This is a genomic window from Falsibacillus pallidus, from assembly GCF_050990905.1.
GTDB classification, from domain to species: Bacteria; Bacillota; Bacilli; order Bacillales; family DSM-25281; genus Falsibacillus; species Falsibacillus pallidus_A.
The window spans coordinates 3,343,807-3,369,516 of record NZ_CP158866.1; the positions used below are offsets into that span (position 1 = coordinate 3,343,807).

General features: G+C 42.6%; 23 protein-coding genes. 2 read left to right on the plus strand and 21 right to left on the minus strand.

The window, feature by feature from the left end; all coding sequences use genetic code 11:
• Position 1 precedes the first annotated feature (1 nt).
• The 4 genes from ABTV07_RS17495 to ABTV07_RS17510 form a co-directional block, all read right to left on the minus strand.
• Complete coding sequence (locus ABTV07_RS17495) at positions 2-937, minus strand: ABC transporter ATP-binding protein (RefSeq protein WP_433744645.1); 936 nt, start codon at positions 935-937, stop codon at positions 2-4.
• Positions 938-1,051: 114 nt separating this feature from the next.
• Positions 1,052-2,161 (minus strand): sensor histidine kinase, encoded by a 1,110-nt coding sequence (locus ABTV07_RS17500; RefSeq protein WP_433744648.1) that lies wholly within the window; start codon positions 2,159-2,161, stop codon positions 1,052-1,054.
• Positions 2,162-2,167: 6 nt separating this feature from the next.
• The gene (locus ABTV07_RS17505; protein ID WP_433744650.1) at positions 2,168-2,848 is read right to left on the minus strand and encodes a response regulator transcription factor; all 681 of its coding nucleotides are present in this window, start codon (positions 2,846-2,848) and stop codon (positions 2,168-2,170) included.
• Between the two features lie 472 nt (positions 2,849-3,320).
• Positions 3,321-4,043 (minus strand): GDSL-type esterase/lipase family protein, encoded by a 723-nt coding sequence (locus ABTV07_RS17510; RefSeq protein WP_433744652.1) that lies wholly within the window; start codon positions 4,041-4,043, stop codon positions 3,321-3,323.
• Between the two features lie 154 nt (positions 4,044-4,197).
• Here ABTV07_RS17510 and ABTV07_RS17515 point away from each other — a divergent pair, with 154 nt between their 5' ends.
• Positions 4,198-4,734: a GNAT family N-acetyltransferase gene (locus ABTV07_RS17515; RefSeq protein WP_433744655.1), complete on the plus strand. Its 537-nt coding sequence runs from the start codon at positions 4,198-4,200 to the stop codon at positions 4,732-4,734.
• 234 nt (positions 4,735-4,968) lie between these two features.
• On the opposite strand, the gene ABTV07_RS17520 is transcribed toward ABTV07_RS17515, so the two are convergent.
• The 12 genes from ABTV07_RS17520 to egtB form a co-directional block, all read right to left on the minus strand.
• Positions 4,969-5,538, minus strand: coding sequence for a lysozyme inhibitor LprI family protein (locus tag ABTV07_RS17520; RefSeq protein WP_433744658.1), 570 nt, complete (start codon positions 5,536-5,538; stop codon positions 4,969-4,971).
• 131 nt (positions 5,539-5,669) lie between these two features.
• The gene (locus ABTV07_RS17525; RefSeq protein WP_433751344.1) at positions 5,670-6,854 is read right to left on the minus strand and encodes a PDZ domain-containing protein; all 1,185 of its coding nucleotides are present in this window, start codon (positions 6,852-6,854) and stop codon (positions 5,670-5,672) included.
• A gap of 275 nt (positions 6,855-7,129) precedes the next feature.
• A complete protein-coding gene (locus tag ABTV07_RS17530) occupies positions 7,130-8,590 on the minus strand; it encodes a S41 family peptidase (protein ID WP_433744659.1) in 1,461 nt (486 codons plus the stop codon).
• Between the two features lie 102 nt (positions 8,591-8,692).
• Positions 8,693-9,832 carry a trans-sulfuration enzyme family protein gene (locus tag ABTV07_RS17535; protein ID WP_433744662.1) on the minus strand — a complete coding sequence of 380 codons (1,140 nt, stop codon included), beginning with the start codon at positions 9,830-9,832 and terminating at the stop codon, positions 8,693-8,695.
• Positions 9,833-9,874: 42 nt separating this feature from the next.
• The gene (locus tag ABTV07_RS17540; protein ID WP_433744664.1) at positions 9,875-10,462 is read right to left on the minus strand and encodes a peroxiredoxin family protein; all 588 of its coding nucleotides are present in this window, start codon (positions 10,460-10,462) and stop codon (positions 9,875-9,877) included.
• Complete coding sequence (locus ABTV07_RS17545) at positions 10,459-11,067, minus strand: hypothetical protein (RefSeq protein ID WP_433744667.1); 609 nt, start codon at positions 11,065-11,067, stop codon at positions 10,459-10,461. The genes ABTV07_RS17540 and ABTV07_RS17545 overlap by 4 nt, the downstream gene beginning before the upstream one ends.
• Before the next feature lie 9 nt (positions 11,068-11,076).
• Positions 11,077-11,460 (minus strand): OsmC family protein, encoded by a 384-nt coding sequence (locus ABTV07_RS17550; protein WP_433744670.1) that lies wholly within the window; start codon positions 11,458-11,460, stop codon positions 11,077-11,079.
• Positions 11,461-11,526: 66 nt separating this feature from the next.
• Positions 11,527-12,216 carry a response regulator transcription factor gene (locus ABTV07_RS17555; protein WP_433744673.1) on the minus strand — a complete coding sequence of 230 codons (690 nt, stop codon included), beginning with the start codon at positions 12,214-12,216 and terminating at the stop codon, positions 11,527-11,529.
• Positions 12,217-12,245: 29 nt separating this feature from the next.
• A complete protein-coding gene (locus tag ABTV07_RS17560) occupies positions 12,246-12,953 on the minus strand; it encodes a cytochrome c biogenesis CcdA family protein (RefSeq protein WP_433744675.1) in 708 nt (235 codons plus the stop codon).
• A gap of 347 nt (positions 12,954-13,300) precedes the next feature.
• Positions 13,301-17,584 carry an EAL domain-containing protein gene (locus ABTV07_RS17565; RefSeq protein WP_433744678.1) on the minus strand — a complete coding sequence of 1,428 codons (4,284 nt, stop codon included), beginning with the start codon at positions 17,582-17,584 and terminating at the stop codon, positions 13,301-13,303.
• Positions 17,585-17,794: 210 nt separating this feature from the next.
• Positions 17,795-19,003 carry an MGDG synthase family glycosyltransferase gene (locus ABTV07_RS17570; protein ID WP_433744681.1) on the minus strand — a complete coding sequence of 403 codons (1,209 nt, stop codon included), beginning with the start codon at positions 19,001-19,003 and terminating at the stop codon, positions 17,795-17,797.
• Between the two features lie 450 nt (positions 19,004-19,453).
• The gene (gene egtB, locus ABTV07_RS17575; protein WP_433744682.1) at positions 19,454-20,713 is read right to left on the minus strand and encodes an ergothioneine biosynthesis protein EgtB; all 1,260 of its coding nucleotides are present in this window, start codon (positions 20,711-20,713) and stop codon (positions 19,454-19,456) included.
• Positions 20,714-20,993: 280 nt separating this feature from the next.
• Here egtB and ABTV07_RS17580 point away from each other — a divergent pair, with 280 nt between their 5' ends.
• Positions 20,994-21,554, plus strand: a complete 561-nt coding sequence (locus ABTV07_RS17580; RefSeq protein ID WP_433744684.1) for a hypothetical protein — start codon at positions 20,994-20,996, stop codon at positions 21,552-21,554.
• Between the two features lie 90 nt (positions 21,555-21,644).
• Here the strand turns inward: ABTV07_RS17580 and ABTV07_RS17585 are convergent, their stop codons facing one another.
• From ABTV07_RS17585 to ABTV07_RS17605, 5 genes are all read right to left on the minus strand, one after another.
• The gene (locus ABTV07_RS17585; RefSeq protein WP_433744686.1) at positions 21,645-22,031 is read right to left on the minus strand and encodes a DUF302 domain-containing protein; all 387 of its coding nucleotides are present in this window, start codon (positions 22,029-22,031) and stop codon (positions 21,645-21,647) included.
• A gap of 188 nt (positions 22,032-22,219) precedes the next feature.
• Complete coding sequence (locus ABTV07_RS17590) at positions 22,220-23,197, minus strand: leucine-rich repeat domain-containing protein (RefSeq protein WP_433744688.1); 978 nt, start codon at positions 23,195-23,197, stop codon at positions 22,220-22,222.
• A gap of 21 nt (positions 23,198-23,218) precedes the next feature.
• Positions 23,219-24,595 carry a WD40/YVTN/BNR-like repeat-containing protein gene (locus ABTV07_RS17595; RefSeq protein WP_433744691.1) on the minus strand — a complete coding sequence of 459 codons (1,377 nt, stop codon included), beginning with the start codon at positions 24,593-24,595 and terminating at the stop codon, positions 23,219-23,221.
• Positions 24,588-25,121: a sigma-70 family RNA polymerase sigma factor gene (locus tag ABTV07_RS17600; protein WP_433744694.1), complete on the minus strand. Its 534-nt coding sequence runs from the start codon at positions 25,119-25,121 to the stop codon at positions 24,588-24,590. Before ABTV07_RS17600 ends, ABTV07_RS17595 begins: the two co-directional genes overlap by 8 nt.
• A 56-nt stretch (positions 25,122-25,177) precedes the next feature.
• Positions 25,178-25,705 (minus strand): hypothetical protein, encoded by a 528-nt coding sequence (locus ABTV07_RS17605; protein ID WP_433744697.1) that lies wholly within the window; start codon positions 25,703-25,705, stop codon positions 25,178-25,180.
• Positions 25,706-25,710 lie beyond the last annotated feature (5 nt).

Consider the following 25,710-nt stretch of genomic DNA (forward strand, 5'->3'; position numbering starts at 1 on the left):
CTTAGTCCCTAAGGTTTCTGCCTGTCAGCGTAAGGAATACTGTTTCTAAATTCGGCTCCTGCTCATCGAGTGATCGAATCTCATAGCCGTTGCTGATGAGGCAGCCGATGATGCTGTTCAAATTATTGATGCCTGTATCGGAATTGACTTTAATCATGTTTTCTTCGACTTGCACCGTGTTCACGCCATGGATTTTTTTCAGATCTTCCAATGGGAGGTTCTCTGCAGACTTCACTTCGATCCAGACATCCTTCGTATCCGTGATGATGGATTTCAGCTGCTCCTTCGTTCCTTCCGCAATGACTTTCCCATGGTCGACGATGGCGATCTTCGTACAGATTTCCTCGACCTCTTCCATGTAGTGGGTCGTATAGATGATGGTGCATCCCATCTCGTTCAGTTTTTTCACCGATGTCAGGATGTAGTTCCTCGACTGCGGATCGATTCCGACCGTCGGCTCATCCATGATGATGATCGATGGCCTGTGGGCGATGGCGCAGGCAATATTCAAGCGGCGCTTCATCCCGCCGGAGAAGTTTTTCGGATAGCTTTTATGCTTATCGCTCAATCCGACAAATTCCAGCGCCTCTTCCACTCGATCCTTTAATTCCTGGCCGCGAAGTCCGTACAGTCCGGCAAAGAATTTCACATTTTCATAGGCTGTGAGATCTTCGTAGATGGCAAGATCCTGAGGAACCATCCCGATATTCATCTTGGCGAACTTCTTATGTTTGCGGATGTTTTTCCCGAGGATATCGATGTCGCCATCGTTGCTCTGCAGAAGCCCTGCGATCATATTGATGGTCGTACTTTTTCCTGCACCGTTCGAACCGAGGAATCCGAAGATTTCCCCTTCCTTGATGTTTAATGACATATGGTCAACTGCGATGAAATCCCCAAATTTCTTCGTTAAATTATTGATTTCTAAAACGTTCATCATTTCACCCCTAAGTTCTTTATGTTCTCATTATAGAAAAAAGGGGAACTCCCCGGCAGTGCAAGAGTTCACCCTTTTCATATGAGAATATTCACTTTTCATTTATGAGAATCTTCATTGGAGCGGCAGGAGCGTGGTCACAGAGAAGCCGCTGCTGCCATCGACGATGATTGTCCCTTTCACAGCAGCCGTCCGTTCCTCCATCCCCATAATCCCGAGACCCTTTTTCACTTTTTCCGCTCCTCTGCCATTATCCTTCACTTCAAAGCGGATGAATTTATTCAGTACATTCAGGTCAATGGATACCGCAGTCCCGCCGGAATATTTCAGCATATTCGTCAATGCCTCATACACATTCTCATGGATCACTTTCCATTGAATAGGGGTAATCAAATCAATGTTGCCTTTATGGACAAAAACCGTCTGTACATCATGCTTTGCAGCGAATTCATCGAGCAGCAGCTTGATCCGGTGAATCCCCATCTGCTCCATAGGCGGTTTCATGTCTTTTAACGTCAACCGGATCTTTTCAATGCCTTCTTTGGAAATGTGAATGGCATTCTGCAAAAGCTCGACGGCTTTGGGTTGATCTGTAGCTATCAACCGCTTGGAAGCTTCCATTTGAATAAGGGCACCTGTCATGGCATGTCCGATGTTATCGTGGATTTCCTGCGAGATGCGGTTGCGCTCCTCCAGCTTCACCGTGTATTGGGACTGCTTCAGGAACTCATTGCTGTCATTCATGTTTTTCGTCATTTTCTGAAGGGCAGCCCGCTTAGCATCCAATTCCTGATCATAGATTTTCAGCTTTTCCGCAGCTGTACGCATTCCCTCAAAAAATAGGAAACTGATTGCTGCAATGAACCCATAGTCCACCCAGATTGATGATCGCAAAAAAAGAATCGGGATCGCAGCGCCTATTATAAGAGGCCATTTTTTCTCCGTTTGATAGCTTAACAGTTCATACAGATTCAGAGGAAGCAAGAAAATAAAAGAAGGATGTACTTTATAAGAGGCAATTACAACCATCAAAAGGGAAAGGACATGCCCTGCTTGGATGGCATTTGTGTTTTTCACAATATACACAGCCAGATTGATGCACACATAAAGCAAGAGGGTGAACACTACCCACGATAGATTCTCTTCCTTGGATTGGACCAGTTTGAACATAATAAACAGCATGATGAACAATTTATTGAAAATCAGCCACACATCTCTGGACATAGCCGTCTACTTCCCTTTTCCCGTCAAGTAGTAGATGGCAATCTGCGTCCGGTGTTCGAGGCCCGTCTTTGAAAGGATCGTTGAAATATAGTTCGCGATGGTCCCCTCTGATATATAAAGAGTCTTGGAGATTTCCTTGTTGGACAGCCCCTTGGCAATCTGCTCCATGATGCTTATTTCCCGCTCTGTAAACATGCTTCTATCGATCTTGGACTCCGGTTCTATAGCCTTGGCTTCCTGAAGGTTTGCCCTGATTTTATCAAGCACCACATCCTGCATGACGGTATTTCCATTATGTACACTTTTGATCGCATCCCGAATCCGTTCTGGATCTGTATTTTTCAGTAGGTAGCCTTTCGCGCCATTTTTCACAGCATCCAATATGTATTCGTCATCATCAAATGTGGTAAGAATCAGAGGTTTTGTCTTCGTCTGTTCGCTGATTTGCTTTGTCGCTTCCACCCCGTTCATGTTCGGCATCCGGACATCGAGCAGGGCCACATCGACTTCATTGGCAAGGCAAAATTCCACGGCCTCTTTCCCGTCATCAACAGTAGCAAGGATCTCACACTCTTCATACGTGGAAAGTATGATCTTCATCCCCTCCCGAATGAAAGAATTATCATCCGCAATAATAATTTTGATTTTCACAGAATTCCCGTCCTTTAAAAGTTGCTTTTTTACCATTATATACTATCTGAAGGAGGGAAATTGCAAAAAAAAAAACAGAGAGGCATGCTCCCTGCTTTCGTCTTACTGATATGTAGCTGGTTACATTCCTACGAAAATTCCCATCAAACCAAGGATGATCGTCACGCCTGTACTCATCCAAACAACATCTTTAAAGTCTACTTTCATCTGGGCTTCTGCCTTTTGATTATCAAACATGTTTCAGCATCTCCTTTTTTAATGTGATTTTCCGTGTCATCCGTGTCAATTGTTATAGTACATATATACCCGGGAGGCGTGATGCTAAACCATAAAAAAGGAAAAAAATCAAATAACTTGTGCTTATTGCTGTTTGGTGCCGCGACGGTGCCCACGACGGTGCCTGTCACCCCCCGATTTATGTCGATTCATGGGTAACACTCCAGGTGACAGGCACGCCCCGGTTTTTGTCGAATGAAAGAGGCCCCTGAGTTGATCAGGGGCCTGCGTGTTAGTTGAAGCTGTATTCTTTTAGGATTCTTTTCGCAATCAGGTCATAGCCTTTTTTATTGGGGTGCAGCGAATCACTGAAGTATTGGGCTGATTTTTCTTTCAAAATGCCATCTGTGGCAATGAATTTTACATGTGGATATTTATCGGTGAAGGAGCGGCTCGTATCATTCCACTCATCAACCACGCTTTGGATTTTTTGCGAATCCGGATATGGGTTATACAATCCTAAGAACAGGATCGGAGCATCGGGATTTTTGTCCCTGATGATCTTAAAAATGTTATCCAGGTTATTCAAATAGTCCTTCTTGCCTTGATCGATTTTTGCTTGGTGAATCTCAGAAAGGTTCCCGCCGTTGCTTTCGATTAAGTCATTCGTTCCAATGAACATGATGATGTAATCTGCGTCACTCAGCTTTTTTCGCGCCTTTCCATATTTCAATTGATGCAGGAGCCCATCTGTCTGCTGATCAGGAATCCCGAAGTTTGATACTTTCACGATTCCCTGATGTTTTTTTGAAAGGACTCTTTGAAGGTCTCCCGCATATCCTCCCTCTGGCCTGTCATTCAAACCATAGGTCAAGGAATCGCCAAGCGCAGTAACTCTCGAGGTTGTCATTTTCTCTTTTGCTTCTTTATCCTTTTTATTATTCAGCGCCATCGCCCAGGAAAGGATTGCTCCAGCAATGACAATAATCAGTATGATCGTGATGAATTTTTTCATAATACCCTCCTATGTCTATGGTAGTTGCTTCCCGGTTGATGGCTTCTTCAAACTGGAAACTATAGCCTCTTCCACTCCATTTAAGTTCGTCAATTTTTATTGTTTGTTTTAGAATGGATTTATATGAACATTCACTGTATGAGGAGGGTAAATAATGAATTTGACTTATGAAGTTATATCATCAGATGACGCGGAAAAGTGCAGGGATTTGTGCAATGAACTGATGGTTTTCCAAAAATCAAAAGCTACTATCACACCTGAGCTGTTCGACAGCATGAATTTTGAAACACGGATGATCCCTTCTATTGAAAAAGCCATCCATAATTATATCGTGCTGGTGAAAGACGGCGAAAAACCCGTAGGCTACGTGTATTCCAACGTTTCTCCAAAAGAAGCCTACGACAGCTCGTTTGCCGTTTTCTTTGACATGGATTCCGTCAGCCGCCCAAATGTCGGCTGCCTGTCACAGTTCTATATTAAAGAAGAATATCGTCAGTATGGCGTGGGGTCCAAGTTGTTCAACATGTCGATGGAATGGCTGAAGCAATTCGAGGATGTGGAAGATTTGTTCATATTTGTTTCGAACGGAAATGAGGATGCCTTGGAATTTTACAAGCGAAAGGGTTTTGCGGTGAGCCATCAGAAATTGGATGGATTTATCACGGTTTTGAGGAATCGTTCTGCAGAGTAAATCCGCCTGGTTGTTTTACATATTTTGAATGGTTGAGCGGTTAGCGGGCAAAGTTCGGGGGTTGGCACGCAAAGTACGGAGGTCGCATTCGAAAGTTGCGGGTTATCTCAAAAAGTGCGGCGGTCGCAGCCGAAAGTTGAGCGGTTATCTCAAAAAGTGCGGCGGTCGAGCCCGAAAGTGGGGAGCAAACACCCCGAACCACGCTCAACCACCGCACCATTCATCACGAATTGATTATTTCATATATTTCTCAACCAATTCAAAGCATCTGTCCGCTGTCAGGTTATTTTCGACTGCGACATACTCCAATTGTTCCTGCGTGCCGCCTTTGTATTTCAAGGACGCCTCTTTCGCCGTCTTATCCCTGTACTTGATCCATTCCCGCTGCTCTTTTCTGACCTGATCCATCTCATCAGCAGGAAGCTGTTTGATTAAGACTTGATAAATTTCATTCAGCAACCCGTCCCATTTATCAAACAGGTTCCCTTCTATGTTCTTTAATGCGTATGTACTGCTGTCTGGCGGGTTTTTACGCATTTCTTCCGTCTCTTTTTTGGCTTCGTTTAGTTTTTTTAGATAGTCATCTTTTAGACTCACCTCGTTTACGGAGGGGTCTTTATCTGTTTGTTCGGTTGTATCTTTCTTCTCACTATCCTTTGGAGGATTTGTGTTTTCGGCAGATTGAGTTTCTTTTGGCTGATTGTCAGACTCAGTATTTGATTTTTCCGATGAGTTTCCGCAGGCAGCCAGGAGCAACATTAAAACTGCCAGCATCGCCAGGAATGATTTTCGTTTCTTTAACATTTAAAACTACCTTTCTTCTAAAAATTATTTCTTTATATTACCTTAACATAATTTACCTATTGGAATCTCCCCATATAAAAAACCGAACATGGAATCATTGCGATTTCATGCTCGGCTACATTATTAATATATTAAATTGCTTCCTCACCCCGGCGCTGGTTCTTTTCAATAAACAAGACCCCGAGTTCATGATGCTCGCCTTCGTATAAGGCACATTGGGTGAAGCGAATCTGTCCGTTTACGTCAATGACGACGAGCTTGCAGTGGGCGCTATTCTGCTGCAGCGCCTGGTAGAAGCCGCGTTCATCCGACACTTCCATGCCATTGACCTTTTGGATGGTTTCACCGATTTGAAGGGCCATTTTAGCTGCCGGAGAACCCGGAAGCACACCGAGAACAGTCAATCCGGTAGATTTCGGAGAGAAGTAGAACGGATGCCCCTGTTCATGAATTCGATGGCGGTAAGAAATGATTTCTCTTCCCAGCAAGGCTGCTGCGGCAGCAATCACAGCCAGGATCGGCACCCATAATGCTCCAGCCGCAAGGGCCAAGACGAGAATCCCAAGCCACAAAACGTTTTTTCCGACCTGTTTAATGGCGATCACAGGAAGGGTGCTTTGAATGCGAAGCTGGAATCCGACCATGAATGGAACGAGCAGAATCGAATAAGACTCGGATCCCCAATGAACGACAGGCCACCAGCTGAATGGCGGGGTGATATCCCCTGTCGGAATGAGCAAGAATAATGGGACGACCCACAACCTTCTTGCCTGATGGGCGCCGACAGTCAATCCCCTTGGACTTTTGCGAAGCCGAGGTGACGTGTTGTGCGCACCGTTGCGGTATACAAAAAGGCCTTCCGCAATAAGCAGGAATCCTAAAAGGATCGCAATCCCTGTAAGATAGGCGCCATCCATGTTTGAAAAATCAAGGAATGGAATGGACCAGTTAAAATAGCTTCCCGCAAGCAGCAGGAAAAAGGAAAGACCGATTGTGTAAGCAGGCGACAGTAGACGAAAACCCATCGGAAGACTCATGAGGAACGTCATGGCTCCAATCACGACGATCGCGGCGGTCGGAAGCGAAAAGCCCGTTCCGATGGAAATGATAGAGAAAATCAGACCGATCAGCAGGCTGAGCGGAAAGACATAACGCAGTTCGAGGAAAATATCGTAGACCCGGACATGGAAATCCTTCCGTTCCCTTTTGACCCTGAGAACGCCTGCAGTGACTGCAAGAATAATAGAATAATAAAACAAAGGATTGAGAAAAAACTTCCCGAACCCTTTCAAAAGCTCGATCAACCAAACCTGCACCAACGTAAAATCACCATCCCTAACACCAGCTATGTAAAACACTCCGATTATATTACTATCTATTCTACCAAATCCCCGGTAATAAACCTATCCATAGTTTGGCCTGAAATAAAGAAAAATCGGGCGGTGACAGGGACATAGAAAAGCTCAAGCGCCTTGTAAGCCCCGACCTGCATAAGACGAAACTCGAAGGAAATCCTGATTTCCGTAGAGTTTTGGCTTATGACCTCGAGGGGCTAGGCGATTGAGCTGGACATGACCCGATTTTTGTCGATTTATTTGGTGATGATACGGAGTGCCGCCTGGAGCTGGATGTCATTGTCGTCTTTTTGCATGGCTTCAGCGATTTTCTTTTCTAGCAGTCTTGCGGTTTTTTCATCCAGGACGCCGGTGTCTTTCAGCTTATTCTGGATTTGGAATGCAGCGACCGCTTTTTGAGTCTGCTGGCTGTAGTAGCCGTCAATCCTTCCCGGACCATACCCAAGACCCTGCAGCATTTCCTGCGCATTTTTCACCTGTTCGCTGTTCATATCAAGCTTGAGGGGCTCCTCAATTTGCAGCGGGTGAGCTGAGAAGTATTCAGGCTGTCTCACAGTAATATTCGGCTCGATCCCTTTATGGTGGATCCAGTTTCCGTTCGGCGTCAGCCATTTATACATCGTGAGTTTGATATTGCTTCCGTCCTTCATGGAAACGGCTTGCTGGACGGTTCCTTTACCGAATGTTTTTTCGCCGATCAGAGTATAGCCTTCCGCTTCTTTCAAGGCGCCTGCCAGGATTTCAGCAGCGGAAGCACTTCCTTTATCCACCAGGACGACGATCGGATAAGGCTTGCTTTTTTTCAATGTAGAGAAATAGCGAAGCTTCTCGCCATTGCGCTCTTCAATTTGGACATATGGCTTCGTATCGGTCACAAATTGCTTCAGGATTGCCTCGACGCTGGACAGAAAGCCTCCCGGATTGCCCCGGACATCCAGAATCAACCCATCAATTTTCTTCTCTTCCAATCCCTTCAATGCTTTAGAAAAATCCTCCGCAGTATGCTCAGCAAATGAAGTGATTTCGATATAACCGATTTGTTTTCCGTCTTCTTTTTTCATCTTGGCATGGACCGTTTCTACCGGAATTTCGTCCCGCTTCACGGAAATGTTCAACGGATTGGCTGCCCCTTCTCTGGCAATCTCCAATTTTACTTCTGTCCCTTTCTTCCCTCGGATCTTCAATGTTGCTTCATATAAATCGAGCCCTTCGACCGATTCACCGTTCACCTTCAAGATTTGATCCTTCGCTTTCAACCCCGCTTTTTCTGCAGGGGAATTTTTGAAAGGGGACATGATCATGATTTTTCCGTCCTGCATGGTGATTTCCGCTCCGATTCCTTCAAATGAAGAAGAAAGGGAATCGTTGAACTGTGCGGCCGTTTTGGCATCCATGTAAACGGAGTATGGATCCTTTAAGGTTTCGACCATTCCGGTGATGGCCCCCTGTATGAGCTGATCCGGCTCCACTTTTTGAACATAGCGGTCCAGGATCAAGTTATAGGCTTGTTCGAGTTTTCCCCATTCCGCGGTTGCTGTAAGGTCATTGCCGCCTGCTTTCTTCTCTGTTTTTTTTTCCTCTTTGACAGCCGGTGATCCCGTTTTTTCAAACCCTGCCAACATCAATCCTCCATAAGCTCCCCCCGCTCCGATCAGCAGACAGCACGACGTCCATATTGCCAGCCATTTCCGATTCATGTTCATCCTCCTTTGCCATTGAATATAAAAACACCGCACCAAACGAAGTGCGATGTCGTGGTAATTCAATATATGCAAGGGATGGACGAGTTATGAGAAGGTTTATGCTTCCAAAGCTGCATCAAGCGCTTTTTCAAATTGAGCAATGATGTCGTTGGCGCCCTCGATCCCAACGGAAATCCGGACGACGCGCTCATTGATCCCGAGCTTTTCAAGCGCTTCAGGCGGCAGTGCACGGTGGGACGTTCCGAGCGGATAAGAAACCGTTGTTTCAACGCCGGCAAGGGATGGAACGATTTTGATCCAATCAAGCGCATCAAAAAATGTGCGATGATTTCCCTTCTCAGAAAGTTCGATCGTGACGATGGCGCCTTTCCCTTCCGGAGACACTTCCTTCGGATAATAAACGGTTTTAACCCCATCATGCTTTTCCAGTGCATTCGCAAGAGCTTCCGCATTGGAAGACTGGCGCTCCATCCTCAGCGCAAGGGTCTTGATCCCCCTGCAGGCAAGCCATGCTTCAAATGGGCTGAGGTTCATCCCGTAGTTGACCACTTTTTCGCGAGCCTTCTGGATCAATTCTTCATCCCCCGTGAGCACACCTGCCGACACATCACTGTGCCCGCCGATATATTTCGTCGCACTGTGGACGACCAGGTTCACACCAAGCTGATATGGCTTGAGAAGGAGCGGTGTGGCAAATGTATTGTCGATCATGGTCTTTAGCCCGAATTCCTTCCCTAAAGCAACGACCATTTCCAAATCCTCTACCCTTAAAAACGGATTCGAGATGCTTTCAGAGAATAATAGCTTAGTATTCGGCTTGATGGCCTCGCGAACCTCTTTTTCATGGCGGAAATCAACAAATGTCGTTTCCACACCCATGGATTTCAATTCATGATTAAGCATATGATAGGTGCCTCCGTACACATCATCCGCCGCTACAATGTGGTCCCCGCTTTGGACGACAGAGAGGAATCCAGCCAAAATGGCGGACAAGCCGGATGAAGCGGCAACCCCTGCAGGCGCTCCTTCAAGCTGTGCGACAGCTGTGCCCAGTTCATCTGTATTCGGATTCCCTGTGCGTGTATAAAGATAAGGTGACTTCCCTTCATAAAAACCTTCCAATTCATCAAGGGAATCGAAACGGAAAACGGACGTCTGGTAAATCGGAGATGTTTTGCTTTTGATCGGTTCGCGTTCTTTGGATGTGCTATGTACTGATTTTGTATGAAAATCCATGGTCAAATCCACCCCTAAAAGTTTATGAGACCATTATACACCCTACTCGATATTTTTTAGCAAATCACTCATCATTTCTTCGTTCATCGGTCCAACGATTTTTTCCCTGATCACACCTTTGGAATCAAGAATGTAGGAGGTCGGGATGGCAAATGCCCCGTATTTGGAACCGATATCTCCGGCAGAATCAAGCAGCACCGGGAACGGCATTTTATATTCCTTAACAAATTTCCTGATTGTCTCCTCGCCCTTGTCCTGTGCAGTCAGGTTCACGGCAACAATTTCTACGTTGGAGGACTTTGCGTTCTCACCATAAAATTTCACCATATGGGGAATCTCGGCTTTGCATGGCGGGCACCACGTCGCCCAGAAATTCAAAATGACCTTCTTCCCTCGGAAATCAGACAAACTTTTCTCCTTGCCGTCCAGCGTCTTTAAAGTAAAATCTGGCGCCACATCCCCCTTGCCAAGCCCGGAAGATTGAGATTGAGCTTCAGATGAGGAAGAAGCCTGTTCTGTCGGAGCAGAAGGTTCACCATTCGCCCGATCTTTATATGTATTCAAGACAAGAATAATCGCGATGATGAGCAGCAGTACCATGACAATCATCGAAAAAAGCCTTTGATTCATTTCTTGACCTCCTTTTTTAATAAAACGGCAAACATACCAAATAAGACGAGGTAAACGAGCATGCTAAAACTGGCCAGCTTTCCTTCTATTGCATAAATGATTCCTTGGAGCAAAAGGAATAAAATGGACATCTGGAACATCCACATTCGATTGCTCCATTTCTTCCAAACGAAAACGGCCGCCACTGCATAAACGACTAATGATGCATAAAATCCAAGACCGGTCTGATGGTTCAAAATCCGGTTTGCCAATTCGTAAATCATGACCTGGAATACACTGATGCTGAAAAAGATTGCTGTGGAGAACCGCTCCTTTTCGATTTTACGATAAAGATAGAGCAATGTTAGAGCAAGTCCAAAAATGAATCCTTTCCTCCCGCCATGAAAATAAAGCAGCGAGATTGGATTAGCAACAGTCCCTTGAAAATCGAACAGCAGCTGGCTCAGCTTCCAGGAAGCAAGCAGCAGCAATAACGCGTTGCTATATATATCCGCCAGCTTTCCTTGCTTGATCAAATATGTCAAAACTACAGCCAGGACGCCTGAAAGAACAAAGGCACCCCATGCTGCGGGGAACGTAAAAGCCCCGATATGATACCATTCCATTCGCACTCATCAACCCGCTTTTGTCAATAATGTCACGTCCACACTGTCAGAAATCGTCTGAAGCATTCCACAGTTGGACAATACCAGCTTGGAAATCTGTGAAAACTGGCTATCGGTCATTTCTCTTGATAAATCATGTATCGTAAATGTCAATTCCAGTGAACTGATGCGGTTCGCGCGGTCTGCGTCCCTTTCGGCAGCCGCTTCAATCGTAATGTCCTTATACTCAAGGCGTTTTTTATCCAGGATTTTTTTCAGAACATGTCCGCTGCATCCTGCCATGGATGAGACGAATGTCTCCAATGGACGGTAGCCCTTTTCCGCATCTGGGGAAACCTGCAGCACCCCCGCTTGAAACTCTCCTATAAGTCTATCTGTTAATGTAAATTCCATCGCAGTCCAACTCCTTTTTCTTCATTCTGAAGCTGGATTGTTAATATTTGATTAAGCGGGGATTTTTTACGGCCGCTCAAACTTATATCCCATTCCCCTTACAGTATGAATCCATTCTTTTTTAGTGGATGCCTGCATTTTTTGGCGGAGGTGCCTGACATGAACATCTATGGTACGGTGCGTCACGGCTCGTTCATCCCTCTTGTATAGCTGGTTCAGCAGGTGTTCACGTGTAAAAACTTGACCGGGGTGGGTCATAAATAATTGCAGGATCCGAAACTCAAAAGCAGTCAATTCTATTATTTTTCCCTCATATTTCACTTCGCCTTTTTGCGGCTTTAACACTAAATTGCTCACACTGATTTTTTGGCAGCGATCCGCTGTTCTCCTCAGGACGGTTTCCACCCTGATGACCAATTCACTAGGACTGAAAGGTTTGGTGATATAATCATCTGCCCCCAGTCGGAGTCCATTGATCCGGTCCTTCTCCAGCGTTTTAGCCGAAACCATAATGATCGGGATATTGCTTCGCTCCTCTTCGCGAATCCACTGGCAAATTTCTTCCCCGCTATGAATGGGAAGCATCAAATCAAGAATGACAAAACACGGGTCGTATTTCAGGAAGCACACCTTCGCTTCTTTCCCGTCTTTCGCTTCCATCACTTCATAGCCCGCATCTGTCAAATAAAGATTCATGAGTTTCCGGATGTTTGCGTCATCCTCGATGATCAAGATGGTTTTATTCTTTTTATTCATTCCGGCGATCACCTGCCTTCAGTTAATGTTTAAAAAGTCGTAAAAGCGGATAGCCATGCGCTGATTTGCTGCATTTTCCCTGTGAAGACCAGTATCCCCAACACGACCATGAGCAGGCCGTTTACCCTGGCCATCAATGGGATCCAACGACTGATCTTTTTCATTAATTTCAGCGTTTTAGTCAGTAAAAAAGAAAGCAGCAGGAATGGAATGGCTATTCCTAAAGAATATACCGCTAAAAGCCACATACCCTGTAAAACGGTAGAAGATTGGCTTGCCATAAGCAGGATGGATGATAAAGTCAATCCAACGCAGGGGGACCAGCCGCTGGCAAATGCCATTCCAAGAAATACGGATTGGACGGATGAACCGATTTTAGCCGGCCCCTCCACCTTCTTTTCTTTCATCAAGAAGGAAAATTGAAGCACTCCTGCCATCTGCAATCCAAAAACAACGATCAATAAACCGGCTAACCCTTCAATCAATAAACGATTTCTGGAAAACAGCTCCCCCAGGAATGTAGCTGAAGCACCCATAATGATAAAAATGATGCTGAATCCTATGATGAACCCAATTGACCGATTCAACAGGAGCTTCTTCTCCACCTGCACTTTTCCATCCTTAACCTGTCCGCCGGTCAAATGCGAAATATACGCAGGGATAAGCGGAAAGATACACGGTGAAAAAAAGGACAATATTCCAACTCCAAATGCAAACCATACAGAGACTTCCGTCATAATAGCATTCCTCCATTCCATTTGAATGTAGAGGACGAATGTTAAGATTATATTAAGGCTCTTTTCTCAAAGTTTGCTGCTTTATCTATTGAAACAGGAGAACTTTTACAATTTATGCAGAAAATTCAACTGGAAAAGAGCCTGGATACGCCATTTCAACACGCAAAACAGGTATTTTCACGTTAAAATCGGCTTTAAGATTTTAACAACAATGCCTACGAAATCAGCCTATATTAATGATAAAAATCCGCCCCATAATGGAACGGATTTTAAATACCAATATAGGTATATTCAGTTTACCTTATCGCTTACCGAAAAGAAAAGGACAAGTGCTGTGACGGATGATTTTAGGAAATCATCGGCATGTTTTCGCATACGGGCAACCGGATTTCTACAATCGTCCCTTTTCCCTCTTCGCTTGAAATGTGGATGGTCCCTTTATGTTCCTTGATGATGCGGAAAGACACCATCAATCCAAGTCCTGTACCTTTCTCTTTGTTGCTGTAGAAAGGCTCGCCGAGACGAGCGATGCGTTCCTGGCTGATGCCCATTCCATTGTCTTGAATTCTGATCACTAAATTTTCTCTTTCCTGAAGGGTGGAAATCGTTAATACCCCTCCATTCGGCATGGCTTCCATACTGTTCTTGGCCAAATTGATAAAGACCTGCTTGATTTGATTTTGATCACAAATGACAAGAGGATTTACCGCGTTTTCCATGAGGACGATCTCGACTTGATTTAACAACGCCTCAGATTCAATGAAAGCTGCCATATTCCGAATCAATTGATGCATATTCGTTTCTTTCCATTCAATGGCCTGCGGCTTCGCAAGTGTCAGGAACTCCTTGATGATTTCCTCCAGGCGGTTGAACTCTGCCAAAATGACATCAAAATATTCATCCTTGACCATGCCACGCTGAAAAAGCTGGACAAAGCCCTTGATGGACGTAATCGGATTTCGTATCTCATGCGCTACGCCTGCCGCCAGTTCCCCGACAACGGATAATTTTTCTGACTTCCAAAGGAGCAATTCCGCTTCCCGCTTTGCGGTTATGTCACGGGATACAATGACAACATTTCGGATTCGTCCTGCTTCATCCATGATCGGGGTGCCTGTTGCTTCAATCAGGATCCAGTGGCCATCGGCATGATAGGAACGGTACTCAGCCTGAACCGTAGTTTTTTTATGAAAAATTTCCTTAAAACTTGCTGCCACGGATTCAAGGTCATCCGGATGGATATAATCGAGCACACCTTGCCCTATAATTTCACTTGGCATAATGCCGAGAACATTTTGATGGGACGGGGAAGCATAGAAAATTTCTCCCTCATCATCAACCAGGGTAATTAAATCCGTCATATTTTCAGCAATGAGGCGGTATCTCTCCTCACTGTCGATCAAAGCTTTTTCAAACAGCTTCTTCTGCGTGATATCGACGCATGACGCAATGACTTCTTTAATCTCACCATTACGCTTTAATGGACTCAAGGCTGCAAAATAGGCAACGCCTTGCATTTCACCTTCATAGGTCACATTCTCTTCGCCATTCCAAGCACGTTCGTAATACTTGGTTTTTCGGATGGCAATTTCCTCAGGGGCAAATTCGATTAATTCCTTTCCTATGACTCTTTCCGGGGTCAGACCCAGCTTATAGAGCAATTCCCCATCTGCCAGTGTATGTATGAATTTCCCGTTCACTTTTCTGATCTTAAATGTCATCCCTTGCTGCAGCCTTACCGTTTCCTGGAGTTCCTGGCGGGCCATGCGGAGAGATTCCTCGTACCACATGCGGTTATTCACATCCTGTGAAATGCCGTATTCCGTAACAATCTGCTTCATTTCCTCTATTTTAGCAACCCACTCATCCCCGGGATACGGCCTCGAAAACAGGAAGCCCTGCCCGCTGTCGCAAAGATTGTTTTGAAGGAACATCAATTCATCAATTGTTTCAACCCCTTCTGCGACCACATTCAGGTTTAAGTTATGCGCCATCGAAATCATCGTTTTCACAATCGTTTCGTTCCTCGGATTCACCCTCAAGTCGTGGATGAACGATTTATCGATTTTAAGTGTATCAACCGGAAACTCCTTCAGATAGTTCAAGGAACTGAATCCTGTTCCAAAATCATCGATGCTGATCAGGATGCCAAGCTTCTTGAGCTCTTTGAGGATAAAGATCGCGCGTTCAATGTCCGTTGTCATGCTTTCCGTGATTTCAAGCTCCAGGAACTGCGCCGGCAGACCCGATGCATCAAGGGCTTCCTTCACCGTCTGAATGATGTTCAACTGGGAGAACTGCCTGGCAGAGAGATTGACAGATACAACAAGATCGGTAAATCCTTGATCATGCCATTTTTTATTGGCTCTGCAGGCTTCGATCATCGTCCATTTCCCAATCGGAAGAATCAACCCTGTTTCCTCCGCAATCGGAATAAAGTGATTAGGCGGAATCATATCAAGAACCGGATGCATCCATCGAATCAATGCCTCTACGCCTTCTACTTTCCCTGTCTTCATATTGATCTTCGGCTGGTAATGAAGGATGAGTTCTTTTTTCTCCAACGCTTTATGAAGATCCATTTCAAGTTTCAAAGGATTGTAGCGTTTTTCGTTCTCAAGCGAAGAGTAGAAGCGATACGTGCTTTTACCCGCTTTCTTCACTTGGTACATGGCAAATTCGGCATGTTTCATCAAGGTTTCAAACGCATCCCCATCTTCGGGGAACAGACTGATTCCGATGCTCGGGGAAGTAAAAATATCATAATCCTGTATCTTGAAAGGAGCTGTTATTTCCTCTATTAATTTCTCTGCAAGATGAAGGGAGCTATCCCGGGTGCCCGAGTCCTTAAGGATAATAAATTCGTCGCCTCCCGGACGGAAAATCACGTCTTTCTCTGTGAGGCAAGACTTGATCCTCTCCGTCACTTCTTTCAAAAGTTTGTCCCCTACCTGATGCCCCATCGTATCATTGATGACTTTGAAACGATCCAGATCCATGCAGAATAACGAGAATGATCCTTTCGCCTCCCTGCTCTTCCTTATCGCCTCTTCAATTTTCGTTTCTAGCATATTACGGTTGGGCAAACCGGTGAGGTAATCGTGAAAAGCCAGCTTCTTAATGAGTTTGGATGCTTTTCTCTGCTCCGTGATATCCTTTGCGATTCCATAGACTCCAACGATTTTTTCATCTACCACAATCGGGAGACTGGTCACGTGCAGGTAGATTTTTTCATTATCTTTGTTTATTATGGCTACTTCCGCATCCAAAGGATTCCCTTGCATGGTGCCTCTAAACAAATTGATGCAGTCTTCCAGGTTTTCTTCACAAACCAGTTCTTTGAAAGAATGTTGAAGGAGTTCATCTCTTGTATAGCCCGACAGCGTTTCACAGGCATTGTTGACACTGGTGAAAACCCCTTTTTCATCCAAGGAGTAGACGGCATCGGCGTTATATTCAAACAGCGACTTGTAGCGCTGCTTATTTTCCATGAATTTTTTCTGAAGCCTTGTTCTTTCCGTAATATCCCTTCCGATGACCATGTACGCTTTTTTGCCTTCAAAATCAACTGAAGTAACCGTTCCTTCGATCAATAGTTCACGCTGATCCAAAGTAGTGATGGTAAATTGGTAGTTAGTCGTTTTCTGTCCGGTCAGCCTTAGTTCATCCATTAATTGCCTGAAACTATCATGGTCTTCATCATGAATGAACTGCCCGATTTGGCAGTGAAGGACATCTTCCACTTTTTCTGCTCCTAATCCCTCAATTGCAGCAGGGTTGGCCAGGACAATTTTCTCTTGTTGAATGACGAGGACAGCGCTTGGTGTTACATTTACCAAATGACTGTAGCGCTCTTCGCTAGATTCGAAGTCTTGCTTGATTGCGTCTAATTTGACGCGCTGGATCTGAAACCGATCAGAAATAAAGAAGCTGAAAGTAAAAATGAATAATATCAGGGTGGTGAAGATTCCTAAGGCAAGAGAAAGGAATACAGTGCTTCCATTCATTCCTGGAAAAATGGCTGCTTCAATGGAGGTTCCAGCCATCGCCGTAAAATGCATGACCAGAACGATTATAGCCAATAGAGTTCCCGCAGCTGCTTTAAATCTGAAGGATGTTGGCGACTCTTTTGATAATGTCATCTTATGTATCCATAAATAGAGAGTGGCGCATCCAATTATCGGTAAAAGAACGGAGACCCCCGTATAGCCCGGCGAATAGTATACCTGTCCATTGACTGCTTCCATGGCAAGGTAATGGACGCTTACAATCCCCACACCTGTCCAAAGACCGGCTAAAAGTTTGATAAACCCCCGATCCCCCGCTTTAATACATAGAAATAATGTAATCCAAGAAGCCGTAATCGACACGGCCAGCGACAAAAGCACGTACTCCCAGTAGTAATAAATATCGTATGAGTCCATAGCCATCATTGCAAGAAAATGGGTGGTCCAGATACCAATTCCGATGACAAATGCTCCGATGCCCATCCAGATTGACTGCTTCAAATCTTTTTTATAATAGAGTTGAAAATAGATATCTACCCCTGTGTAGCAGGATAAAACAGACACGACTACTGCAAGAAGCAGCAACAAACCATTGTAGTGGCCAATGAATAAATGCAAATGCACGGGCATCACACCTTTTCCTATTGATTGATGTAAGATTTGCAAGTAATGATTCTACAGTTGGATCATGTGATAGTTATTTAAAATATCGGCTTGTCATCTCTATTTTAAAGAAAAAACGACACATTTTCACCATAATTTTCAGACTTTTCTTTGTTTTACATAAAAAAAGTGCAGGCACCTGTGCCCACACTTTACATTTTTATATGAAAATTAATTGTATAAGAGCTTTTCTTTAATATACTTCCCAACCACTTTATACCATGTGGATTTGGCCTCCGGTGCGAAACGATAGCTCCGGTTGCGGACTTCATCCATCATTTTTATGACGGATTGGTACATCTCCGCATGGGTGGCCTGCTCCTTGGAATCATGATAGAGCTGCAGACTTTCTTTGTAATCTGCGATGGCTTCGGAATTTTCCAGTACGGCTTTCAACTGTGATTCGATTGGAGACTGTTTGGAAAGCTCTGTAACAAGTCCGTGCTTCTTCAAGTAATCCAGGTTGATCGTTTCCTGTCCTGGCAGGGATGAGTAGACGAAAATCGGGATTTCCTTGTAAAGGACTTCACTGATCGTCACTCCGCCAGGCTTCGTTATGATCGCATCCACTTTATCATACAAATCATTCATTTCTTTTCTCGATGAGATGTAGGACAGCGGCTTCACATGCGGAAGTTCCATGGCCTTCAGTTCCTCATACAGCTTTTTATTGCTTCCGCAAAGGACCAGATATGAAATCGATTGATCTATTTGCTCCTTTGGGATGAGATCCACGATATCACCAAGGCCGCTGCTTCCGCCTGCGATAAGGACTTGATTTTGCTTTTGATCATTCTTCACATTTGCCTGTCCTCTTTTAAATTCGCTGTGAATCGGGATTCCCGTCACTTGGATTTGTTTCGGTGACAGGCGGTGTTCCCGGACCAGATAGTCTTTCACATCGGCCGTCGGGACAAAGTGCAAGTCAATTCCTTCTTTCCCCCAGAAATGGTTTACGAAGAAATCCGTATACACATTAATGGCGGCAACCTGCGTACGGCCATACATCTTCAGCCTGCTGACAAGATACGAAGAGAATGCCTGCGTACATACAACTAAGTCTGGCTTTTCTTCTTCAAGCAGCTGCTCCATTTTACGGAGAAAAAAGAATTCCAAAGTGCGTTTAGGCTTATCCTTTTTTTCTTCGGAGTAGCCGGCTTTTTTATAGATCCACTCGTAGGCTTTTGGAAAATCATTGATCCACGTCAAATATCCTTTTGTAACCGTCTCGCCAAGTGATTCATTGATATATGTGAAAAATTCTATTTTTTTATATTCAGCGGAAGGATTCCGTTTCTTCAATAAATTCATCATGGTTTCAGAAACTTGGTGATGTCCTGATTGCATTTGAAATAATGGTAGAAATAAGACCTTTTTCATTTCTACAACTCCTTATTCCTGCCATAAATCCTAAACAGGAATTGTTTATTTTAACCAAATCGTCTTATCTATATCTTATCATATTTTCACTGGTGGTAAATCCCATACAAATAACAGACGAATGAAAACCAAAAAAGGTTCACTTTTTGCCAAAAAATCTTACAAAACTATCATACAATATGATAAATACCATCATATTAAAAAAACATTAAAAATAAATAAAAATAGCAAGTCCACTGCCAGAAATATTTCCCAAATGCGGTACTTTCATGGCGTTTACGCACATTTAGGTGCCTGTCACGCCCCGGTTTTTGTCGATTCGCAGTCGACATTTTTCGGGGCGTGACAGGCACCTTTATGTCGTTTACGCAGAAAATCCCCTTCCTCAGTTGCTGGAAGGGGATTTTAATTATTGCTGTATTAATAAGACTGACAAGGCATGTCGTCTTCCTACAAATCTTTTGCCAGACGGAAGCCGCTGAACTGCACGCGCTTTGACGGCTCTGAAACAAGTCTTGAGCTCGGTCGGATTAAGGAAGATGGGGTCGAACAGGAACCACCTTTAAGAACAAACTGATTGGATCTGCTGAAAGGCTGCTCCTGCAGAGAAAGCCCCGCTTCATGTGTTGACTTTGGACGCGGGGAATAAAGGCTTGTAGTCCACTCCCACACATCTCCGAATGCCTTATTGAAAGGACCTTGCATGGATACATCCTTCCATGATGGATGATACAGTTCTTTTTCTGCGAAATTCCCCTCTCGTTGCACTAATTCAAATGCATTTTCCCATTCCGCTTCTGTCGGAAGGCGCATTCCTTTCCAGCGCGCATAGGCATCCGCTTCAAAATAGCTGATATGGCAGACCGGCTCATACTTTTCCAGCTTCCGCTCGCCGCTCATCGTATAAAGCTGCCAATCGCCTCCATTGCCTCTCCAATAAAGCGGAGCCTTCCAGCCCTCTCGCTGCACAAGCTCCCAGCCGTCGGCAAGCCAAAGCTCAGGACGCTCATATCCACCATCCTCAATGAACTGCAAATATTCAGCGTTCAGGACTGGGTGGGAAGAAAGGACATAAGGATTCAGCCAGACTTTCTGGCGCACTCCCTCATATTCGTGTGCATCCCCTTCACCCGCAAAACCGAATTCCACGAGTCCACCTTCCATTTCAATCATCGAAGGCTCCTGAAATGGGATGGATTCAGAAAAGTCTTCCGGCTCCTTCATATAGGACGGAGCCAAAGGATTCATTGAAAAAAGATATTTGATATCAGCCAGCAGCTGTTCTTGATGCTTCTGTTCATTCTGCAAGCCCATTTCAATCAATCGATTGATATCCCGGTGTTCATCCGGATTGAGTTTCTCAATCAGCTTCATCATCTGATCATCGACATGATGGCGATAGGAAATGACTTCTTTTACCGTAGGACGGGAAAGGGCGCCCCCTAGATGACCCGAATGGTCACCCTCATGCGTGAAAAGAGAATGAAAATGTTCATTATACGGACTATAGCGTGGAACATATTCCATTAGAATATTCTTTTCATAGAACCACGTCGTATGCAGCAAATGCCATTTTGGCGGTCGGACATCCGGTCCTGCTTGAACGACATAGTCCTCTGTTTCCAGCGGTGCCGTGATTTTTTCAGTAAATGATCGTATATTGTGATACCTGGAACCAAGCTTATGATTCAAACTGCTCTGCAGACTCATGAACATCCTCCTTTGAAATCTAAACGAAAATAACAACTAGTTACTTATTTCCTCGCAGAGCAGTATTCAAACATAAATTACACTGGTGATACCTTCCTCCAGATGTATGCTAAAGCGACATTATAGTGCCTGTCACGCCCCGAACGGTGTCGATTCCTAATCGACAAAAACCGGGGCGTGACAGGCACTTTTAAATTTAATACATATTTGTTAATTAAACCCAATACTTCTGTATAATAAATCTATAGGATTAGTAATTAATTTCTAAGGGAGGGTGAACATGAAGAAATTATTTATCTTATCTATTGTGATGTTTATTACCTTAGTTGGATGCAACAAAGGAACAACACCTGTTAAGGAAAATAACAAAGTTATACAAAAGAAAACTACCTCAACAACTCCTACTGACAGCAAAGAAAAATCAGTGTCTGAGTCCCATAATGAGACTAATTCGAAACCTCCTCTTAGAACTGATGGGAAATGGGTTCAATTAGGACATAGGCTTTACTATTTACAAGGAATTGTTGAAAACATTTCAATGAATAAAGAGGGAAAAGAAGTGGTGGATTTGCTTGTTGAGAAAACATTTCAAAGCGAATCAGATGGAGTTGTTAGCCCCTATGATAACGGCAAAAATTATCAAATTGTTATAAAAAATGATTTGTCCAATATGGAACTGAAAAAGAAGAGGGTAATCATATACGGCGGGCAAGTGACTTCAAACGATCAAGACGATTTTATTGGTGGAATGATCGTTTATTATCAACCAAAGGATAAGTTAGTTGATTTAAAAGGAAATCCAGCCTTACTTCCCCCAAAAGACTTTCCATATCAATTTTAAATGCTAAAAAGAGCACAAATTTGTGCTCTTTTCTTATGGTTAAGATATTGATTTGTGTATTTTCAAAGTAATTAAGTCTATATTAATTACTTATTTCGCGTTATCAATGCTTTTTTTCAGTCTGTTTTCTACGTCAGCGGCAATTTCATTCAACTCAGGATCATTGGCGAGCTCAATCAGCGTGGTTGGGTTCGGCATCCCGATTTTTGTTTTGCCATCTTCTTCGTAGACAACGATTTTACAAGGAAGGAAGTATCCCACTTGTTTGTCTTTACCCAATACCCTTTCTGCTTCATCCGGGTTGCATACCTCCAACACCCTGTATCCAGTCGGAAAATCCTTGCCCTTTTCCCGAAGTTTTCCCGCTAGATCAAAGTCCCAAAGAACTCCGAATTTCTCTTCTTTAAGAGACTGTTCAAGTGCCTGTACAGCACCTTCCATTCCTTTCGAAGTTTCAACTGTGTAGCCAAATGACATACTGCTCACTCCTTTGTTAAAATTTTAAGTTAGTCTTAACTTCCAGTCCATTTTACAAATACCCTGTATAGTATTATCTAAACACAAGAATTTATTTACCTAACCAGCCATACTTTTACGCCTAAGAATATCCTTTTACATCCTCTGGAACAATTCCTCTATTCAAGGATTTGATGATTAACTGAAGGTTATGCGTGCTCATTTTCATAAAAAATCTCTTTATTACCTTCCTTCCACTTTTTCAACAGCTTCAGCGATAAATCCGATAGTGGATTATTAAATATATATAGTCTCTGAATTACTGGCAAAGTGCTAATTGGTGCTATATCTGATATTTGATTGGAAACTAACTGTAGGTCTGTCAGATGTGCTTTATTTTTTAAAGGAGACAAATCTTTGTTCTTGTTGTTTTGCAAATAAGCACCCTTCAGTTTTCCTAATTGCTCTATAGAAGAAATATCTCCAATGTTATTATTGGCAAAATCAATATATTCCAAGTTATGAAGTTCAGCAATAGGCGATATATCTTTTATTTGATTGAACTCCAAGCTTAAATTGGACAATTGAGGATATAGCTTTAAATTTTGTATATTGTTTATCTTGTTGCTATCCATAAACAACTTCTTTAAATTTTTCATTTTCGGCCAAGCAGGTAGTTCAGTTAAAGAATCCCCGCTTATATGGATTTCTTCAAGATCAGAAGGCTGATTTAAGAAATCATAACTGCCTAAATTTGAATTGTTGAGCCAAAGATTGTGTAGATTTTTCAACTCAGTTAAACTTGACGTCAATATTTTGAGATTCTCTTTATTTGGACTCATATGAAGTTCTTCTAAATGATTCAGCCTCTCTATGGCTTCAATATCTTTTGATCCTGGGGGCAGCACCAACTTATTAAGGTTTTTAAGGTATTTCAAGTCCTTGTAGCTCTTAATTTTTGCATTTCCCTCGAATTCTTCAATGGTTTGTAAATCCGTTTCACTTAAATCACCTTCTTTTTCCCCTAGAAGTGATCTAATTTCTTTTTCAAAGGAAGGATCATGGAACACGATTTTCTCCTGCTTTTCATGGCTAGAATCCACTTTTGCTTCTTGGAAAACTTCATCACTGCACCCGCTTAGTAAGAAGAATAATAATCCCAAGACCCCTATTATTCTAAAATTCATATCCAAAACTCCTTGCTCAACTTATTTATTTTTCTTTGAAGAAAAACTGATTGCCTCCCAGCTTGCTCCACCATCTAACGTTTTAAACAAGCTTAGATCCGTAAATCCAAAACCACTCGATGTAGAAACAAATTGGAAGTTGAGTGTAGGGAATTTTCCATTATCTTTTAATTCAGTCCAAGTCTTGCCTCCATCTTCTGTCCGGTAAATGTGATTATTCGAAGCAAGCCAACCATGGTTTATATCTGAAAAGAAAACATTGATATTCTCCTTTTGAAAGAGGGGAAATATCTCTTCACTATATCTCTTGAATGGAATCTCCATATCACGTACTTTGACCCATTTAGCATTTTTATAAAAATGGAAAATTGTCAATTTGGCAGAATCTCCTTGTACTGATTTGGGAACTTGAATCGCTGTCATTATTCCTTCTTTCCCAAAAAATTGAGGTCTAAGGTAATCGATTTCAGTATCTTTTTCCGTTTTTAAAAGATTCACCGGATTCCAGGACTCTCCATTATTCGTTGATTTATAAAGCATTGTAGTACTTGGATCAAAATAGTCCGTTCCTTTTTTTACATTTTGTCCGAGACTCCAAATAGTTTGTTCATCGGAAATGGAGACCCATTTGGAAGTCGAGTTAGATAAACCTTGCAGCCCACATTCCTTCCAGCTTTGTCCTCCATCTTTTGTCCGATAAAGTTTATATGGGAGAATGCCGGCAGCCTCATTATTTTGAGACGTGTATATCAGTCCATGATTCTCATCATTAAATTGAACATCCTGAAAGCCCCAGCCTTTAATATTTTCGACGTTTAAATCCCCCCATGTTTCTCCTCCATCTTTTGTGGAGTAAGCTTTAAACTTTCCAACTTGATTTAACCAAACGAATACTCTAGCTTCATGCTCATTTATAAATACATATTTATTTTGAGCATTTTCAATTGGGAAGTTAGAGGGTGAAACATCTTTATAATTTTTCCATGCATCAGTTGTTCGAATTATTCCCCCTTGATCATTCACTGCCCACCCTACTTGGCCATTGATCATTTTCAGGTCTAATAGATGATAGTAAGATTTTTTGACAATTGATATGTTTTTGTCTCCGCTTTGTGATTTCACAATGGAATTATGATTGTTTTTTGAAGCGCTCTCATCCATCAATGACTTAGTTTCTAAAAAAACAATGCCTAGTGCAAAAAAAATTAGGATAGGAATTAATAGTAATCTTAATTTAGATTGAAGTGGATTCCTGATTTTACGTTTTACACCCTTCTCATCCATTTCCATTGAAAGTTGATTTAACTTTTGTTTGATTGTTTCTTTTTCTTCCTTATTCAAGACTGGGTTCGAGCTAATGTATATATCAACAGACTTTTTAAATCTATTTTTATCCATTTAAAAAGCCTCCTAACTTTTGTTCTAATAGTTTCCTTCCTCGAGACAACCGCGTTCGGACTGTGGATGAATTTAAGTTAGTAATAGTGGAAATTTCATTTATGCTAAATTCTTTATAATAGTATAATAGGATGATTTCTCGATATTTTATGGGTAGCTTAAATACCTCTGAAATGATTTCCTTCTCATTTTCTCTTAAAAGAATTTCTGCCTCAGCAGTGTTATTTTTAGAACTCTGTTGAGAAAACTGATTTGTAATCACCGATTTTCTATATGACCAAGAACGTAGATAATCCTTCGCTTTGTTAATTGCAATCTTGTACAACCATGTCTTGACATTTGATTTCCCTTCAAAAGTATCCATTTTAAGAAACGCTGTAATGAATACCTCTTGTGTCAGATCTTCAGTTAACTGCCAATCTTTAACGTAGCTATAGAGCATTCTTTTTATTTCTTCTCCGTAATCTTCAAGCAATTGTGTGACATAGCCATTAAGGTCCCCGTTCTGTTGCAATCCCTCATTCAATAACAATCACCTCGTTACATATTACAAATCAACAAATTTCCTTCTAGTGAGAGAATTTACTGCACACTATATTGATAAAGAGAAACTAAATCCTTAGAGATTGAACTTTTTTTTACTAATGTCCATATTTGATAAGTCATGGATACATTATCATCATTCGAATTATTCACAGCTAAAATTTGGTTATGTTGAGGTGGATTTTCAAATTTAACATCAATTCTATTATTTTTAATTTGATAACCTTTAAAAGAACCAGATGTACCTACATATCCATCCTTAGCGCCACCTCGTGCGAAATAAATTAAATCTTCTTTATTCCACTCGATCGAGCGATCCATGGAAGCAACACGCTGCCCTTGTTCAACATATTTTTTAGAAAACTTCTCCCAATCTTCTTGTGAAGTAAAAATGAAAATTTTTAATGGAGACGGAGTTTTTTCGATTAAAAAACCTTGGAAATATATTTCATAATCAATATCGCTGCGTTGTTCTTTGTTATTGAATTGTATTTCAGTTGAGGAACAACCGCTTAAAACTCCACCTAATAATATTAATAAAAATAGAAAGTTTATTTTAAATTTCATTCTCC

What these genes read in the sequence shown, in the direction of transcription:
- ABTV07_RS17540 (WP_433744664.1), bottom strand. Translation starts at nt 10,462, where the DNA reads ATGAATCAAAGGCTTTTTTCGATGATTGTCATGGTACTGCTGCTCATC.
- ABTV07_RS17505 (WP_433744650.1), bottom strand. Translation starts at nt 2,848, where the DNA reads ATGGTAAAAAAGCAACTTTTAAAGGACGGGAATTCTGTGAAAATCAAA.
- ABTV07_RS17515 (WP_433744655.1), top strand. Translation starts at nt 4,198, where the DNA reads ATGAATTTGACTTATGAAGTTATATCATCAGATGACGCGGAAAAGTGC.
- ABTV07_RS17590 (WP_433744688.1), bottom strand. Translation starts at nt 23,197, where the DNA reads ATGAATTTTAGAATAATAGGGGTCTTGGGATTATTATTCTTCTTACTA.
- ABTV07_RS17560 (WP_433744675.1), bottom strand. Translation starts at nt 12,953, where the DNA reads ATGACGGAAGTCTCTGTATGGTTTGCATTTGGAGTTGGAATATTGTCC.
- egtB (WP_433744682.1), bottom strand. Translation starts at nt 20,713, where the DNA reads ATGAGTCTGCAGAGCAGTTTGAATCATAAGCTTGGTTCCAGGTATCAC.
- ABTV07_RS17495 (WP_433744645.1), bottom strand. Translation starts at nt 937, where the DNA reads ATGAACGTTTTAGAAATCAATAATTTAACGAAGAAATTTGGGGATTTC.
- ABTV07_RS17500 (WP_433744648.1), bottom strand. Translation starts at nt 2,161, where the DNA reads ATGTCCAGAGATGTGTGGCTGATTTTCAATAAATTGTTCATCATGCTG.
- ABTV07_RS17530 (WP_433744659.1), bottom strand. Translation starts at nt 8,590, where the DNA reads ATGAATCGGAAATGGCTGGCAATATGGACGTCGTGCTGTCTGCTGATC.
- ABTV07_RS17520 (WP_433744658.1), bottom strand. Translation starts at nt 5,538, where the DNA reads ATGTTAAAGAAACGAAAATCATTCCTGGCGATGCTGGCAGTTTTAATG.
- ABTV07_RS17585 (WP_433744686.1), bottom strand. Translation starts at nt 22,031, where the DNA reads ATGTCATTTGGCTACACAGTTGAAACTTCGAAAGGAATGGAAGGTGCT.
- ABTV07_RS17580 (WP_433744684.1), top strand. Translation starts at nt 20,994, where the DNA reads ATGAAGAAATTATTTATCTTATCTATTGTGATGTTTATTACCTTAGTT.
- ABTV07_RS17555 (WP_433744673.1), bottom strand. Translation starts at nt 12,216, where the DNA reads ATGAATAAAAAGAATAAAACCATCTTGATCATCGAGGATGACGCAAAC.
- ABTV07_RS17535 (WP_433744662.1), bottom strand. Translation starts at nt 9,832, where the DNA reads ATGGATTTTCATACAAAATCAGTACATAGCACATCCAAAGAACGCGAA.
- ABTV07_RS17510 (WP_433744652.1), bottom strand. Translation starts at nt 4,043, where the DNA reads ATGAAAAAATTCATCACGATCATACTGATTATTGTCATTGCTGGAGCA.
- ABTV07_RS17545 (WP_433744667.1), bottom strand. Translation starts at nt 11,067, where the DNA reads ATGGAATGGTATCATATCGGGGCTTTTACGTTCCCCGCAGCATGGGGT.
- ABTV07_RS17570 (WP_433744681.1), bottom strand. Translation starts at nt 19,003, where the DNA reads ATGAAAAAGGTCTTATTTCTACCATTATTTCAAATGCAATCAGGACAT.
- ABTV07_RS17595 (WP_433744691.1), bottom strand. Translation starts at nt 24,595, where the DNA reads ATGGATAAAAATAGATTTAAAAAGTCTGTTGATATATACATTAGCTCG.
- ABTV07_RS17550 (WP_433744670.1), bottom strand. Translation starts at nt 11,460, where the DNA reads ATGGAATTTACATTAACAGATAGACTTATAGGAGAGTTTCAAGCGGGG.
- ABTV07_RS17605 (WP_433744697.1), bottom strand. Translation starts at nt 25,705, where the DNA reads ATGAAATTTAAAATAAACTTTCTATTTTTATTAATATTATTAGGTGGA.